General features: G+C 53.9%; 14 protein-coding genes. 12 read left to right on the top strand and 2 right to left on the bottom strand.

Going from position 1 to position 14,150, the window contains the following annotated elements; translation table 11 throughout:
* The first annotated feature begins 563 nt into the window (after positions 1–563).
* The 3 genes from arfB (at position 564) to speB (ending at position 3,060) form a co-directional block, all read left to right on the top strand.
* Positions 564–995, top strand: a complete 432-nt coding sequence (gene arfB, locus SIB74_RS11055) for an alternative ribosome rescue aminoacyl-tRNA hydrolase ArfB (protein WP_063396602.1) — start codon at positions 564–566, stop codon at positions 993–995.
* Positions 996–1,285: 290 nt separating this feature from the next.
* Entirely contained in the window at positions 1,286–2,146 is an 861-nt protein-coding gene (gene speE / locus SIB74_RS11060; RefSeq protein WP_063396601.1) for a polyamine aminopropyltransferase, read from the top strand.
* Positions 2,146–3,060 carry an agmatinase gene (speB, locus tag SIB74_RS11065; RefSeq protein WP_063396600.1) on the top strand — a complete coding sequence of 305 codons (915 nt, stop codon included), beginning with the start codon at positions 2,146–2,148 and terminating at the stop codon, positions 3,058–3,060. The genes speE and speB overlap by 1 nt, the downstream gene beginning before the upstream one ends.
* 106 nt (positions 3,061–3,166) lie before the next feature.
* On the opposite strand, the gene SIB74_RS11070 is transcribed toward speB, so the two are convergent.
* Positions 3,167–3,412 (bottom strand): hypothetical protein, encoded by a 246-nt coding sequence (locus tag SIB74_RS11070; protein ID WP_063396599.1) that lies wholly within the window; start codon positions 3,410–3,412, stop codon positions 3,167–3,169.
* 140 nt (positions 3,413–3,552) lie between these two features.
* Here SIB74_RS11070 and gcvT point away from each other — a divergent pair, with 140 nt between their 5' ends.
* From gcvT to SIB74_RS11100, 6 genes are all read left to right on the top strand, one after another.
* On the top strand, positions 3,553–4,677 hold the full coding sequence (gene gcvT / locus SIB74_RS11075) for a glycine cleavage system aminomethyltransferase GcvT (RefSeq protein ID WP_063396598.1): 1,125 nt from the start codon (positions 3,553–3,555) through the stop codon (positions 4,675–4,677).
* A 95-nt stretch (positions 4,678–4,772) separates the two neighbouring features.
* The gene (aspS, locus tag SIB74_RS11080; protein WP_063396597.1) at positions 4,773–6,593 is read left to right on the top strand and encodes an aspartate--tRNA ligase; all 1,821 of its coding nucleotides are present in this window, start codon (positions 4,773–4,775) and stop codon (positions 6,591–6,593) included.
* A gap of 68 nt (positions 6,594–6,661) precedes the next feature.
* Positions 6,662–7,792: an RNA polymerase sigma factor, RpoD/SigA family gene (locus SIB74_RS11085; protein WP_063396596.1), complete on the top strand. Its 1,131-nt coding sequence runs from the start codon at positions 6,662–6,664 to the stop codon at positions 7,790–7,792.
* A gap of 29 nt (positions 7,793–7,821) precedes the next feature.
* The gene (locus SIB74_RS11090) at positions 7,822–8,304 is read left to right on the top strand and encodes a Dps family protein (protein WP_063396595.1); all 483 of its coding nucleotides are present in this window, start codon (positions 7,822–7,824) and stop codon (positions 8,302–8,304) included.
* A 37-nt stretch (positions 8,305–8,341) separates the two neighbouring features.
* Positions 8,342–10,018, top strand: coding sequence for a CTP synthase (locus tag SIB74_RS11095; RefSeq protein ID WP_063396594.1), 1,677 nt, complete (start codon positions 8,342–8,344; stop codon positions 10,016–10,018).
* Positions 10,015–10,695 carry a 7-carboxy-7-deazaguanine synthase QueE gene (locus SIB74_RS11100; protein WP_063396593.1) on the top strand — a complete coding sequence of 227 codons (681 nt, stop codon included), beginning with the start codon at positions 10,015–10,017 and terminating at the stop codon, positions 10,693–10,695. The genes SIB74_RS11095 and SIB74_RS11100 overlap by 4 nt, the downstream gene beginning before the upstream one ends.
* A gap of 3 nt (positions 10,696–10,698) precedes the next feature.
* On the opposite strand, the gene SIB74_RS11105 is transcribed toward SIB74_RS11100, so the two are convergent.
* Positions 10,699–11,232, bottom strand: a complete 534-nt coding sequence (locus SIB74_RS11105) for an ecotin family protein (protein ID WP_063396592.1) — start codon at positions 11,230–11,232, stop codon at positions 10,699–10,701.
* A gap of 27 nt (positions 11,233–11,259) precedes the next feature.
* On the opposite strand from SIB74_RS11105, the gene queC reads away from it, so the two are divergent.
* From queC to SIB74_RS11120, 3 genes are read left to right on the top strand one after another with little or no spacing between them, the layout of a single operon-like run.
* Positions 11,260–11,940, top strand: coding sequence for a 7-cyano-7-deazaguanine synthase QueC (gene queC, locus SIB74_RS11110; RefSeq protein WP_063396949.1), 681 nt, complete (start codon positions 11,260–11,262; stop codon positions 11,938–11,940).
* Complete coding sequence (locus tag SIB74_RS11115; RefSeq protein WP_063396591.1) at positions 11,937–13,277, top strand: anthranilate synthase component I family protein; 1,341 nt, start codon at positions 11,937–11,939, stop codon at positions 13,275–13,277. Before queC ends, SIB74_RS11115 begins: the two co-directional genes overlap by 4 nt.
* Entirely contained in the window at positions 13,274–14,134 is an 861-nt protein-coding gene (locus tag SIB74_RS11120; RefSeq protein WP_063396590.1) for an aminotransferase class IV, read from the top strand. Before SIB74_RS11115 ends, SIB74_RS11120 begins: the two co-directional genes overlap by 4 nt.
* The last annotated feature ends 16 nt before the right edge of the window (positions 14,135–14,150 follow it).

Raw genomic sequence — 14,150 nt, forward strand, 5'->3', positions numbered from 1 at the left:
TGAAGGCTTATGAGAACAAGTTCTATAGCCTAAATGTACAACCTCAAACTCAAGCCATCTACTTCAGGCAAAGCCAGAGATGATTTATCCAATGTTCGCTGTATCAATTACCGATTTTCCCCTAACGATTACAGCCGTATTAATTGCAATCGCATTTTGGACAGGCGAGAGGGCATTCCGAAATCGTGATAATCAAAAAAAAGAAGAATGATCACCTCCTTAGTAATTTAACCCTTTGACGCCAATTATTCATTGAATGGATCATTGGGAGTGTTTGGCTTTGAAAGCATCCAAAAAGCGATTCGACCTCAAAACCCAGTCATTAGCTTAGGAGAAGATTCTAAGTTTGTCTTACGAAGTTTCCATAAGCAGAAGCATGAACAATCTCAAACTTCAAAAAAGAAGGGTTAGCGCCAATGCCATGGCCAGTTACATCTGGCCTAACCAAATCTTGACCTGCCAGAATCATGTGGTTTAATCATTAACATGCGCCATGCCACTAAGCCCACTTCAATAGAGTCACACTCTTAAAAAAATACTTCCAAGATCTGCGACTAAAGTCAATGGACGATCTAAGAGTTAATTCGCAATTAGTCATCCCATCAGCTGAATTACAATGGCGATTCTCCAAAGCTTCAGGTCCTGGTGGGCAAAACGTCAATAAGACCAATAGTCGAGTTGAACTGATCTTTGATCTCAACGCAACCTCTGCACTGGGACCTTTTCGAAAAAAATGCTTATTAAATCAACTTCAACATCGCTTGGTTGCTGGTTGTGTACGTGTGGTTGCAGCGGAAGAACGTTCGCAATATCAAAACCGTCAGTTAGCCCTTTCGAGACTGGCTTATTTTTTACGAATGGGCTTAGAAGCAGTTCCCAAGACACGCAAACCAACCAAACCCAGTCAAGGAGCAAAGAAACGTCGTCTTCAAGCCAAGAAACTGCGCGGCGAATTAAAACGTACCCGACAATCCAAACCTTCACTCGATGCCTAATTAGCATTTAGTCATCATACCTTGCATTAATTATTCATGCAAAGATGCACTTCTAAGTAGAAAACAACATCCTTCGGACAGAACAACCCAAAAGGGCTAAAAACATTGAATTAGGTCTATTCCTCTGCTCACCTGCCCTCCAAGCCCAGAAGCCCTTGAGCACCGCCACTGCAGCTCAGCAGCGAGAATCAACAAGCGATTCGTGATCAGAAGGTCTTACTCCATGGACCCACGCTGGCATCCAAGCCCAACGGGGACTTAGCTGGAAGAGAGTTTGAGGCCTCCTTGCCATGGACAGCCCTTCAATAACAGCAAGCGGCTGGATCGATGAACACCACCAGGGTGTTCGCTATGGCCTTCAAGGCCGTGTATTGGTTGATGAAAAAAGCCCATACCAGCGAATCACGGTGATCGACAGCAGCCGCTACGGGAAAGGGCTGTTGCTCGACGGCTGCTGGATGACCGCAGAACACCAAGAACGCCACTATCACGAATCCTTGGTTCACCCAGCTCTGTGTAGCGCTGCCCAACTTGAAAAGGTGTTGGTGATTGGGGGTGGCGATGGCGGCACAGCAAGGGAGTGCCTGCGCTACCAAGGTGTCAAACACCTCGACATGGTGGAAATTGATGGCCGCGTCGTGGAACTGAGCCAAAAGCATCTGCCCAGCCTTGGAGGCCATGCTTGGAGCGATCCCCGCTTAGAGCTCAACCTGGCAGACGGCATTGCCTGGGTCGCCAATGCAGCTGACTGCTCCTACGACGTGATCCTTGTGGACGGCTCAGATCCTGCGGGGCCCGCAGAAGGTCTCTTCAATCAAACCTTCTTTGAGCATTGCCGACGCATCCTGCGGCCCGGAGGAGTTTTTGCTACTCAAAGCGAGTCACCAGAAGCATTCCGTCAGGTTCACATCGACACTGTGCGTCTGATCCGTCAAATTTTCGGCCATGCCGACCCCCTTTACGGCTGGGTGCCGATGTATCCAAGCGGCTGGTGGAGCTGGACCTTCGCCGCCGTCGATGGTCCTCGTTATCGCAACCCACTCCCAGCAAGAGCGGCCGCCATCGCCTCAGGCTGTGAAATCTGGAGCCCACGCTGGCAACAGGGTGCCTTTGAAGCCATCCCAGCTTTTATTGAAAGGGAGCTGACTTGATGCCCCAAAACACAACAACCACTGCAACAAGATTCGACAGCGAAGGTGCCATCTTCATGGCTGCCAGACGCGACCCTACCGGATGCAACGTCGGACTTTTTGGCGTGCCTTACGACGGCACCTCTTCATTCCGCCCAGGCAGCCGCTTCGGTCCGGCAGCCATCCGCGACGTCAGCAATGGCCTAGAGAGCTACTGCCCGCAGCTTGATCTAGATCTAGAAGATCTTGCCTTCACTGACCTTGGCGCCCTTGAGATTCCCTGTGGCGACCCTAAGCCCGTTGTAGAAGCAGTCAAAAAAGCCACCCAAAACGTGCTGCAAATGGGTCTCAGGCCGCTGATGCTAGGCGGCGAGCACTCGATCAGCTCCGGAGCAGTGGCTGCAATCACTGAATCTCATTCAGATCTCGTGCTGTTGCAACTGGATGCCCATGCAGACCTCCGCCAAGAATATCTAGGTGCGCGACACAGCCATGCCTGTGCCATGCGCCGTTGCCTCGAGGTACTGCCCAGCGCTCAGCTGCTGCAGTTAGCAATCCGCAGTGGCACACGCGCAGAGTTTCAGGAACTACACGATCAGCAACGGCTGGTGAACCACAACCCCGGCCAAGCAGCGACTGAGTTAGCTAAAGCCCTTGCACCCCATCAATGCAAACCTCTCTATCTCACCGTGGATTTGGATTGGTTCGACCCATCCGTACTGCCGGGGACGGGGACACCTGAACCAGGCGGCTTTCTATGGCGCGATTTTGCCGCCGTCGTGGATGTACTACGACAACATCAGCTTGTCGGCGCAGACGTGGTGGAACTCGCCCCCCAACTTGATCCTTCAGGAATGAGTAGTGTGCTCGGCGCCAAGGTGACCCGCAGCCTGCTCATGCTGCTCAGCCTGTGTGCAACATCTGAGCAAAATTGAGCAGCATCACTCCATTGCTTCAGCAGAATTTCGAGCAGGATCTTCGAACACTCAAAGCAGCTCGGAAAACATCCAGGTCTGAAAACAGCTCCTTTGTATCCCCTGATTAAAGATCCTCACTAAGACAACCAACCAAAGTACGACCAAGCTCAAGCTGCCGATCCATCTGAATTTCAGTCGCTTTCTCCTTCAACAATGGCAGTGATGGGGCTTGTTCTCTCCAGTGATGACACAGAGCAACGTGCGCCAACTCAGGATGCACGCTGATTTGCCTAAGACGACACCAACCCGCAGCCGCCAACTGACTGGTACCACAGTGTTCACAGGTTTTGCAGCTGGCTCTCGTGGACATTTTTCAATCCCCGAATGACGCTCAGGGTAAGGACTGTTGACGGATTGGACGACTGAAATCGTCAAATCTGCGACTTTCCTTCCGCTTCTGCAAACCAGATAGCACCCTCCATAGGATTTCGGCACTGCAACGTCCACCCCGTGAATCTGCAACACACACCCCTCCATAACCTCTGCCGAGATGCAGGAGGCCGGATGGTGCCATTTGCCGGCTGGGACATGCCAGTGCAGTTCTCTGGCCTACTCCAAGAACATCAGGCAGTGCGTCAGCAGGTGGGAATGTTCGATATCTCTCATATGGGAGTGCTGCGTCTCGAAGGAACCAACCCCAAAGACACCTTGCAGGCACTAGTGCCAACCGACCTCAATCGCATCGGTCCAGGTGAGGCTTGCTACACGGTGCTGCTCAACGAAACAGGCGGAATTCTCGATGACCTAGTTGTTTACGACCTTGGCACCAATAAGCAAGACAGCCAAAGCCTGCTGATTGTGATTAATGCAGCCTGCAGCGAAACCGACACCATCTGGTTAAAGCAACATTTGCAGCCCGCAGGCATCGCACTCTCGGATGCCAAGAACAATGGCGTCTTACTGGCACTACAAGGACCCCAAGCGACCAAGGTGTTGGAACGCTTAAGTGGCGAATCACTAGCGAGCCTTCCCCGCTTCGGCCATCGCCAAGTCCAGTTTTACGGCCTGGGAGCGGAAGATCCCTCTTCAGTCTTCGTTGCACGAACTGGCTACACCGGCGAAAACGGCTTTGAACTGCTCCTTGAGGCAGAAGCCGGCAGAGCCCTCTGGCTCCAATTGCTCGCCGAAGGAGTCATCCCATGCGGACTCGGTTCCCGTGACACCTTGCGTCTAGAGGCAGCAATGCACCTCTATGGACAGGACATGGACATCAATACAACACCCTTCGAGGCTGGTCTCGGCTGGTTGGTACACCTGGAAATGCCTGCTCCATTCATGGGTCGAACGGCTCTAGAGCAACAAGCAGAGCAAGGCCCCATTCGCCGCTTGGTCGGCCTCAAGCTGTCTGGACGAGCCATAGCCCGTCATGGATACCCACTGCTTCACAACAACAACAAAGTGGGAGAAATCACAAGCGGCACCTGGTCGCCCAGTCTGGGAGAAGCGATAGCCCTGGGATATCTACCCACAGCTCTAGCCCGCATCGGCAACGAAGTGGAGGTAGAGATCCGCGGCAAGCACCACCCGGCAACGGTGGTGAAGCGCCCCTTTTATCGCCGTCCTTCCCTTAGCTGAAGGCCACAGCTGAAAGCCATCGCCAAAACCGGTCGCTCTAATAAGCGGCAACAAGCCCCTGTGGGAAACTCGCTTTTCATCCTGAAGCCTTCCCCATGCGCAGCAACAGTTGCGGCGAACTGCGCAGTAAGCACATCGCCTCCAACGTGCAACTGTGTGGCTGGGTTGATCGCTGTCGCGACCATGGCGGAGTGATCTTCATCGATCTGCGAGACCGCAGTGGAACCATACAAATCACCGTGGATCCCGATCAAGGTGCTGAGCTATTCGCCAGCGCGGAGAGCCTGCGTAATGAAACCGTCCTGCAGATCACTGGTCTGGTCAGACCCAGGCCGGCCGATGCAATCAACAGCAAACTCAGCACCGGCGAGATTGAGGTACTGGCCAATGGTCTCGAGGTACTCAATCCCGTCACAGGCAACCTGCCCTTTACGGTCTCGATCCACGACGAAGAACCCGTCAAAGAAGAACTACGTCTGCGTCACCGCCACCTGGATCTGCGCCGGGAGCGAATGAGCCGCAATCTCCAGCTACGCCACACAACCATTAAAACGGCTCGTCGTTTTTTGGAAGACGAGGGATTCATCGAAGTGGAAACACCTGTTCTCACACGCTCCACTCCCGAAGGAGCCCGCGACTACCTAGTGCCTTCAAGGGTATGCAGCGGTGAATGGTTTGCTCTGCCTCAATCCCCCCAGCTGTTCAAACAATTACTCATGGTGGGCGGCTTAGAGCGCTACTACCAAGTAGCTCGCTGCTTTCGCGACGAAGACCTACGCGCCGACAGGCAGCCTGAATTCACCCAGCTGGACATCGAGATGAGCTTCATGGATCAAGAGCAAATACTCGATCTCAATGAACGACTGATCGCCACCATCTGGAAAGCAGTGAAGGGCATCGACCTACCACTTCCCTTCCCAAGATTGACCTGGCATGAGGCCATGGACCGATACGGCACCGACCGACCCGATACCCGCTACGGAATGGAGCTCAATGATGTCAGCGACATCCTCAAAGACATGGGCTTCAAAGTCTTCTCCGGGGCCATAGCCGCTGGAGGCTCCGTCAAGTGCATCACTGTGCCAAACGGGAACGACCTGATCAGCAACGTGCGCATCAAACCCGGCGGAGACATTTTCAACGAAGCCCAAAAAGCTGGGGCCGGTGGCCTGGCTTTCATCCGTGTACGCGATTCCGATGAGATCGACAGCATCGGTGCGATCAAAGACAACCTCAACAGCAAACAAAAGACAGCCCTGCTGAAACAGACTGGAGCCAAAGCGGGCGACCTGATTTTGTTCGGAGCCGGCAAGACGGCCACCGTCAACAGCGCCCTTGACCGGGTGCGGCAATTCCTGGGCCGCGAGCTGGGCCTGATCCCCACAGACCAAGACAACAAGCTATGGCAGTTCCTCTGGGTCGTGGACTTCCCGATGTTCGAGTTGAACGCAGAAGAAAACCGCCTTGAGGCTCTCCATCACCCCTTCTGTGCACCAAATAAAGACGATCTAGGCAACGATCCCCACACCTGGATGGAGCGCCTACCTCAAGCCCGTGCTCAGGCCTATGACCTTGTCTTGAATGGGCTGGAGCTTGGGGGCGGATCACTGCGCATCCACAATGCCGAACTCCAACGACAAGTGCTGCAAACAATCGGTCTGCCCCTAGAAGAAGCAAATCAACAATTCGGCTTCCTCATCGATGCCCTTGAGATGGGAGCCCCACCTCATGGCGGCTTGGCATTCGGGATGGATCGGATCGTCATGCTGCTCACAGGAGAAGACTCGATCCGCGACACGATTGCCTTCCCAAAAACCCAACAAGCTCGCTGCCTGATGACCCAAGCCCCCGCAGGTGTCTCCAACCATCAATTAGAGGAACTGCATGTAGAAAGTACCTGGGTCGATCCCGAATAGATTCAGCGGATTCCAGACAACAAGGGGCGTCTTCATTAACCCTGAAGGCATATCTTCGCGGGCAACCCTTGAAGAGCAGCCCCCAGCAAACCAAGACTTCCCGAGTCCGCAGAAGCGGCAGCACTGATCCTGTGCGTCTCTACTTACAGGACATTGGACGCATAGAGCTACTGACCCATGAAGAGGAAGTGACCCTGGCGCGACTTGTGCAGCGCAGGGAAGCCCTACTCAAACAGGAAAGGAAACTGGCCTCCAACCAAGAAGCGATCAAAGAATTACAAAGACTGGAGGAGCTGCAGCAACGAGAAGCGAACCATTCCTGCCACTGGCCCACCAAACAGGAATGGGCTATGGCTGCTGGGCTCACCCTGGCCGAGCTGCAAGAGAAAATCGAGACTGGTTACAAAACCTGGGGAGCCCTGACTGGTCTTGACCCCTTGGAACTCAAGCGAAGTTTGCGAACTGGTCGGCGTGCCAAAGATCAGATGATCCAGGCCAATCTTCGACTTGTGGTGGCTGTAGCCAAGAAATATCAACAACGGGGCATAGAGCTGCTGGATCTGGTGCAAGAAGGCACCCTGGGTTTAGAACGCGCAGTAGAGAAGTTCGACCCCACCAGAGGTTTCCGCTTCAGCACCTACGCCTACTGGTGGATCCGTCAGGGCATCACAAGGGCCATTGCGACGCAAAGTCGGACGATCCGACTACCGATGCACATCACCGAAAAACTAAACCGCATCAAACGGGTTCAACAGGAGATTGCTAGCAACCAAGGACGATTAGCTTCGATTGCCGATCTTGCCAAGGCACTTGGCCTTAGTGAAGAAACAGTGCGCCTAACCCTAATGAGGGTCCCCCGTTCGATCTCCCTGGACACTCGAATAGGCCAAGAACAAGACAGCCAACTAGGCGATCTGCTGGAAGACAGCAACGCGACCCCAGAGGAGAAACTCACCCGCGATCAATTGCACAACGACCTTGAAATCTTGCTGGATGAACTAAGCAACCGCGAAGCGACAGTGATCAGACGACGTTTTGGACTGGAAGACGACACTCCTCAAACCCTGACGCAAATTGGCGAGGCAATGCATCTATCGCGAGAACGAGTTCGTCAGATCGAAACCCATGCCCTCTTGAAATTGCGTCAACCACAACGTCGCTGCAAGGTACGGGACTACATTCAAAATCTCGATTCCTGATTAGCACTTCACAAACGCACTGAACTTCAATGCCTCAGACCTCCTTCATTGAAATCGGCATCCCAGCGGACAAACGACAGGCAATCTCTGACGGCCTTGGAAGGGTTCTCGCCGATACCTATGTGCTCTACGGCAAAACCCACGGATTCCACTGGAACGTAACCGGCCCGATGTTCAACACGCTCCACCTGATGTTTATGGATCAATACACCGAGCTCTGGAATGCCCTCGATGTGATCGCCGAACGCATTCGTGCCCTTGGTTTTCTGGCACCCTTCGGTGGCAATACCCTCGGACAGCTCGCTTCGATCAAGGAAGCCGAGCAACATCCCGCCGCCCTCGACATGGTACGCGAGCTGGTTGATGGTCATGAAGAGGTGGCACGCACCGCTCGGGAAATATTCAAGCTGGCTGAAGCCGCCAATGACCAGCCCACCGCCGATCTATTAACCCAGCGGCTTCAGATTCACGAAAAAACCGCCTGGATGCTGCGCAGCTTGCTGGAAGCATGAGAAAGCCGAGGTAACTTAAAGAATCACCCTGAAATTCATGGCCAAGTTCGTCTTTGTTACCGGTGGAGTCGTATCAAGTATCGGCAAGGGAATTGTGGCAGCGAGCCTTGGTCGCCTACTCAAGTCACGTGGCTACAGCGTCTCGATCCTGAAGCTGGATCCCTACCTCAATGTGGACCCAGGCACCATGAGTCCATTTCAACATGGTGAAGTGTTCGTCACCGAAGACGGCGCCGAAACCGACTTGGATCTTGGGCACTACGAGCGCTTTACTGACACAGCCATGTCACGCCTCAATAGCGTAACCACTGGCTCGATCTATCAAGCAGTCATCAATAAGGAACGGCGCGGCGACTACAACGGCGGCACTGTGCAAGTGATCCCCCACATCACTGGCGAGATTCGCGAACGCATCCACCGAGTAGCAGCCAATAGTGGAGCAGATGTCGTGATCACAGAAATCGGCGGCACTGTCGGAGACATCGAATCTCTGCCCTTCCTCGAAGCAATCCGTGAATTCCGTGGTGACGTAGGACGCAACGACCTCGCCTACATCCATGTGACCCTACTGCCGTTCATCGGCACATCCGGTGAACTCAAAACCAAGCCCACACAGCACTCCGTTAAGGAGCTGCGCGCAATCGGCATACAACCAGATGTACTGGTTTGCCGCAGCGACCGCCCAATCAATGAAGAACTAAAGCGCAAGATCGGGGGCTTCTGCGGGGTACCAAACCGGGCTGTCATCCCTGCCCTTGATGCCGACAGCATTTATGCCGTCCCCATCTCATTAGAGGAAGAGGGCCTCTGTCTAGAAATGCTGGATGTACTCAACCTGACTGACCATGACAGTGACATGAAAAACTGGATTCAGCTTGTCCATAAGCTGCGCAACCCTGGTCCCGCTGTGAAGGTGGCCCTAGTCGGAAAATATGTGCAACTCAACGACGCCTACCTTTCAGTAGTGGAGGCCCTGCGCCATGCCTGCCTAACCCAAGATGCCTCCCTCGAGCTGTCTTGGATCTGCGCAGAACAGATCGAAACGCATGGTCCTGAAAACCTACTCAAAGGAATGGATGCTGTTGTAGTACCAGGAGGCTTCGGCAACCGTGGCGTCGATGGCAAAATTGCAGCCATTCGCTGGGCGAGAGAACAACGAGTGCCATTCCTAGGGCTTTGTCTAGGCATGCAATGCGCTGTGATCGAGTGGGCACGCAACCAGGCAGGACTCACTGGAGCCAGCAGTGCCGAGCTGGAACCCGACACCAGCCATCCTGTTATCCACCTCCTGCCAGAGCAACAAGACGTAGTCGATCTAGGCGGCACAATGAGGCTTGGGGTCTATCCATGCCGCATAGCACCAGACACGTTGGCACAGAAGCTTTATGGCGAAGAAGTCGTCTACGAACGCCACCGCCATCGCTATGAATTCAACAACTCCTACCGCAACCTATTTATTGAATCCGGCTACACCATCAGCGGTAGCTCACCCGATGGGCGACTCGTGGAGCTGATCGAGCTGAAAGGTCATCCCTTCTTCACAGCCTGCCAATACCACCCAGAATTTCTCTCCCGACCCGGAAAACCCCATCCCCTCTTCCGAGGATTAATCGAGGCAGCTCAACTACGGCTACCAGCCTCACCTGACGAAGCCCTACGCCGACAAAGCCAGACCAACATCTCCGTGCAGGAGCAACCCAGCCGGATTGGATGACCGGCAATCTGCCGGTAGTAGAAACCTTCCATTCCATTCAAGGGGAAGGAGCCCATGTCGGTCGCAGCGCCTTCTTCATCAGGCTCGCCGGCTGTGATGTCGGCTGTTCATGGTGCGACACCAAGCACTCTTGGAACTCGAGGAACCATCCGGAAATCACGCTTGAACAACTAGCAGTGGAAACAGCAACAGCAGCAAAAGATGGTGCGGCCTTTGTGGTGTTGACCGGGGGTGAGCCATTGCAACACAACATCGCTCCCCTATGTGAAGCCCTACACAGGGCCACAGAAACAAACCCCGACGGGCCATTAGCAATCCATCTTGAAACCAGCGGAGTCAATCAGCTCAGCGGTGTTCCCACATGGATCACCCTCTCGCCAAAGCGCCATGCGCCACCTCGCACAGACTTATTAGCAGCTTGTCATGAGCTTAAAGTTGTAGTTCATGAAACAGACGATCTGAACTTCGCCGAAGTCATGGCCAAAGCTGCCTTAGAAGCGAGAAAGAACGACAACGCCTCACAATCACGCCTCAGCAACACATCAAAGGAACCACTACTCTTCCTTCAACCTGGCTGGGCAACAACAACAGGTCAACAACTAGCTTTCGAGCACGTACAAAGTCATCCCTACTGGAGGCTCAGCATGCAAACCCACAAGTGGCTTGGTATACGTTGAAGCTCAAAGCTTGGTTGCCTCCCGCCGAGTGATCTCAGCCCTCCACAACCACCAACGCACCTCTAAGCCACCAGGTACATCAACTACGATCGGGAAGGAGGCGTTATAGGGCACCAAATAGGGCTTACTGCCAAGACCAAGAAAGCTCTCACGCATCGGCTCATCAGGAGGACAAACCATGCGGGTGGACATCACCTTGACTGCACCTGCAACGCTATAGAGCATCCGCTGCTCAGCTCCTTGAAGCCGCTCCATCCTCAGCCCTTGACCAGCCAAGTGATTCTGATTGCAGTCCAATTGGCTCGTTCGACCCACAATCAACTGGACCCGCCAATCCACAGCATTAGTGGACAGGACAGGATCAGGACTTTTTGCTAGCAACCCTGGGAGCTGAATCACCCAGCGTTGCTGTCCAGCAATCGGCTGCGGATAATCATTCAAATCCAGCCGTGGTATTGCCCGCAGGGGTTCCAGCACTGTCGTCGCCAACAAAACAACCAGCCCGAAAAAGATTCTGTTCTGAATTGATGCCTGCATAGCAACAAGCGCAAGAGAATGGCCAGCATGATCCACTCAACAACCATTGCCCTGCTCTCTGGAGGTCTTGATTCCGCCACTGCAGCTGCCTTGGCAGTGGAAGCAGGTCAAACCGTGATTGGACTCTCCTTTGATTACGGGCAACGACATCGCAAAGAACTGCAAGCCGCTGACGCGCTAGCGGCCCACATGGGTCTAACGGAACACCATGTAATCAGTGTCAACCTGGGAAGTTGGGGAGGCTCCTCCCTCACCGATCTAACGCAAACAGTTCCCAGTGAAGGAGTCGTTGACGGAGTGATCCCCAACACTTACGTACCTGGACGCAACACGGTCTTCATTGCCATTGGCCTCAGTCTTGCGGAGGCTCGCAATGCCAATCAGCTGGTGTTAGGGGTCAATGCAATGGACTACTCCGGCTACCCAGACTGCAGACCTGACTATCTCAAGGCCTATCAGGCCTTGGCGGATCTGGCCAATAAAGCTGGCCGTGAGGGACATGGGATCAAACTCTGGGCTCCACTCATGCATTGGAACAAGAAACGGATTGTGCAAGAAGCACTTCGACTAAAAGTTCCGATCGATAAAACCTGGAGCTGCTACAGCGGAGGCGAGCATGCCTGCGGTATATGCGACAGCTGCCGCATCCGCGATGCAGCTTTGAGCGAGGCTGGCAGATCAGATCTCTGCAGCAAGCCGACACCATGACTTCTCTGGAGCGGCGACTTTGCCGCTGGCAAGAACCAGCGAAGTTGGCAAAACAACTCACCAAAACTTGGGGAGAAGCTGGGCTTGTGTGGCTGGATGGAGACGGCAGTGGCCTGGGTCGTTGGGCGACTCTGGCAGTCGATCCCATTAATCAGATTTGTTGCCGAGGCATACCTGGCGAAAAAGGCGCCAGTAACCCTTTTGAAGCACTGCGTGATCTAGAGCCAGGCCATTGGACAGGCTGGCTTAGCTATGAGGCAGCAGCCTGGATAGAACCCAAAAATCCCTGGAAAGCAGATTCCATGGCGACTCTGTGGATGGCGCGTCACGATCCCATCCTGCGATTCGACCTTCAGAAACGCCAACTCTGGATCGAAGGATGTCATCCCAAACGACTGCAAGAACTGGCTAACTGGCTAGAAGCCAACCCATCTGAGAATGCATCTGAAAACAGCAAAGATGAGTCGTTACTTACAACAACAGACCTCAACATTCCCGTCAATGCATGGCAATGGCTCACCACTAGAGCTGACTATGCACGTGATGTGGAACAGATCAGACATTGGATTGCCAGCGGCGATATTTTCCAGGCCAATCTCAGCGCTTGCTGTACCACCACGATCCCTTCAGGAAGCTTCGCCGTTGATCTTTTCCTAAAACTTCGCCACCACAACCCAGCTCCCTTTGCCGGCCTAATGATAGCTGCAGGCCTTGCAAACGGTGAAGCCGTGATCTCCGCCTCTCCAGAGCGTTTCCTAAAAGCACTCCCCACAGGAGAAGTTGAAACGCGACCAATCAAAGGAACCCGACCTCGCCACCACAACCAAAGCCAAGACGCTGATCTGGCAGCTGATCTTGTTTGCAGCAGCAAAGACCGAGCTGAAAACGTGATGATCGTCGATCTATTGCGCAACGATCTAGGGCGAGTCTGTCAGCCCGGCTCCATCACAGTGCCTCAATTGGTAGGCCTTGAGAGTTATCCCCATGTGCATCACCTCACCTCAGTAGTGCAAGGACGGCTTCGATCAGACCAATCTTGGGTGGACCTACTACAAGCCTGTTGGCCTGGAGGCTCCATCAGCGGTGCCCCCAAGCTGCGCGCCTGTCAGCGGCTACACGACCTGGAACCAACAGCACGCGGGCCCTATTGCGGCTCGTTGTTGCATCTCAACTGGGATGGACAACTCGACAGCAGCATTCTGATTCGCTCGATGTTGCTCGAGGGGAACACGGTACGAGCCCATGCCGGCTGCGGCATCGTGACCGGTTCCGACCCCTATTGCGAAGCTGATGAGCTGAACTGGAAACTGCTGCCACTACTGGAGGCACTGCAATGAAAAACCAGATTGCCTGGATCGATGGCAACTGGGGTAGCACTGCCGAGCTCGCTCTTCCTCTAAGAGATCGAGGCCTGCAGCTTGCCGATGGCATCTTTGAGACAATTCTGATCCTTGATGGACATCCACAACTCCTCAATGCTCATCTCAGCCGCTGGCAGACCAGCGCATGCCTGCTAGGGATGGCCCCCCCGCCTACAGCGCAATGGTTGACACCTGTGATCAAAGAGGGCCTGAAACAATGCAACTTGGACAATGGCAATGGGGCCCTACGCCTCAACTGGAGCCGTGGCGATAGTTCAAGCCGAGGCATCAGCCTGCCCCAGGACAACCCGCGTTCAACAACCCATCGCTTCTGGCTAGAGCTGAATGCAATGCAGCCCTGCTTTACTCCACTTACGACGATGATCAGTTGCCATGAGCGTCGCAACGCCAATAGTCGCTTGAATCGTTGCAAAACCTTCGCCTACGGTCAAGCGATACAGGCCCGCCACGAAGCACAGAAAGCGAATTGCGATGAGGCCATACTGCTCAGCACAAACGGTGAACTTTGTTGTGGCAGTACCGCCAACCTCATCGTGCGACGAAACAATCATTGGCTCACACCACGCCTTGCTAGTGGCTGTCTACCAGGTGTCATGCGACAACAGGGCCTCGAACATGGATGGCTGCAAGAAACTCAACTAGAAGCCACACCAGAAAAAGATGATCAATGGCTACTGATTAATAGCCTCAGCTGCCAACCCATCGTGAAGCTCAATGATCATCTGCTCAGAGCATGGTCGGATCCTGAAGGCCTTTGGTACTCCCTCTTAAAAGCCAACAACACTGACACTTCTCCCAGGCATGCAGATTAATACCCCACCCCTAAAC

It is taken from the genome of Prochlorococcus sp. MIT 1306, assembly GCF_047304515.1.
Lineage (GTDB): Bacteria > Cyanobacteriota > Cyanobacteriia > PCC-6307 > Cyanobiaceae > Prochlorococcus > Prochlorococcus marinus_D.

Bases quoted from the DNA above. Each gene is read 5' to 3' on its own strand.
- aspS (WP_063396597.1), top strand. From the start codon at position 4,773: ATGCGCAGCAACAGTTGCGGCGAACTGCGCAGTAAGCACATCGCCTCC.
- speE (WP_063396601.1), top strand. From the start codon at position 1,286: ATGGACAGCCCTTCAATAACAGCAAGCGGCTGGATCGATGAACACCAC.
- SIB74_RS11100 (WP_063396593.1), top strand. From the start codon at position 10,015: ATGACCGGCAATCTGCCGGTAGTAGAAACCTTCCATTCCATTCAAGGG.
- SIB74_RS11120 (WP_063396590.1), top strand. From the start codon at position 13,274: ATGAAAAACCAGATTGCCTGGATCGATGGCAACTGGGGTAGCACTGCC.
- arfB (WP_063396602.1), top strand. From the start codon at position 564: ATGGACGATCTAAGAGTTAATTCGCAATTAGTCATCCCATCAGCTGAA.
- SIB74_RS11115 (WP_063396591.1), top strand. From the start codon at position 11,937: ATGACTTCTCTGGAGCGGCGACTTTGCCGCTGGCAAGAACCAGCGAAG.
- SIB74_RS11095 (WP_063396594.1), top strand. From the start codon at position 8,342: ATGGCCAAGTTCGTCTTTGTTACCGGTGGAGTCGTATCAAGTATCGGC.
- SIB74_RS11090 (WP_063396595.1), top strand. From the start codon at position 7,822: ATGCCTCAGACCTCCTTCATTGAAATCGGCATCCCAGCGGACAAACGA.
- queC (WP_063396949.1), top strand. From the start codon at position 11,260: ATGATCCACTCAACAACCATTGCCCTGCTCTCTGGAGGTCTTGATTCC.
- SIB74_RS11070 (WP_063396599.1), bottom strand. From the start codon at position 3,412: ATGTCCACGAGAGCCAGCTGCAAAACCTGTGAACACTGTGGTACCAGT.
- speB (WP_063396600.1), top strand. From the start codon at position 2,146: ATGCCCCAAAACACAACAACCACTGCAACAAGATTCGACAGCGAAGGT.
- SIB74_RS11105 (WP_063396592.1), bottom strand. From the start codon at position 11,232: ATGCAGGCATCAATTCAGAACAGAATCTTTTTCGGGCTGGTTGTTTTG.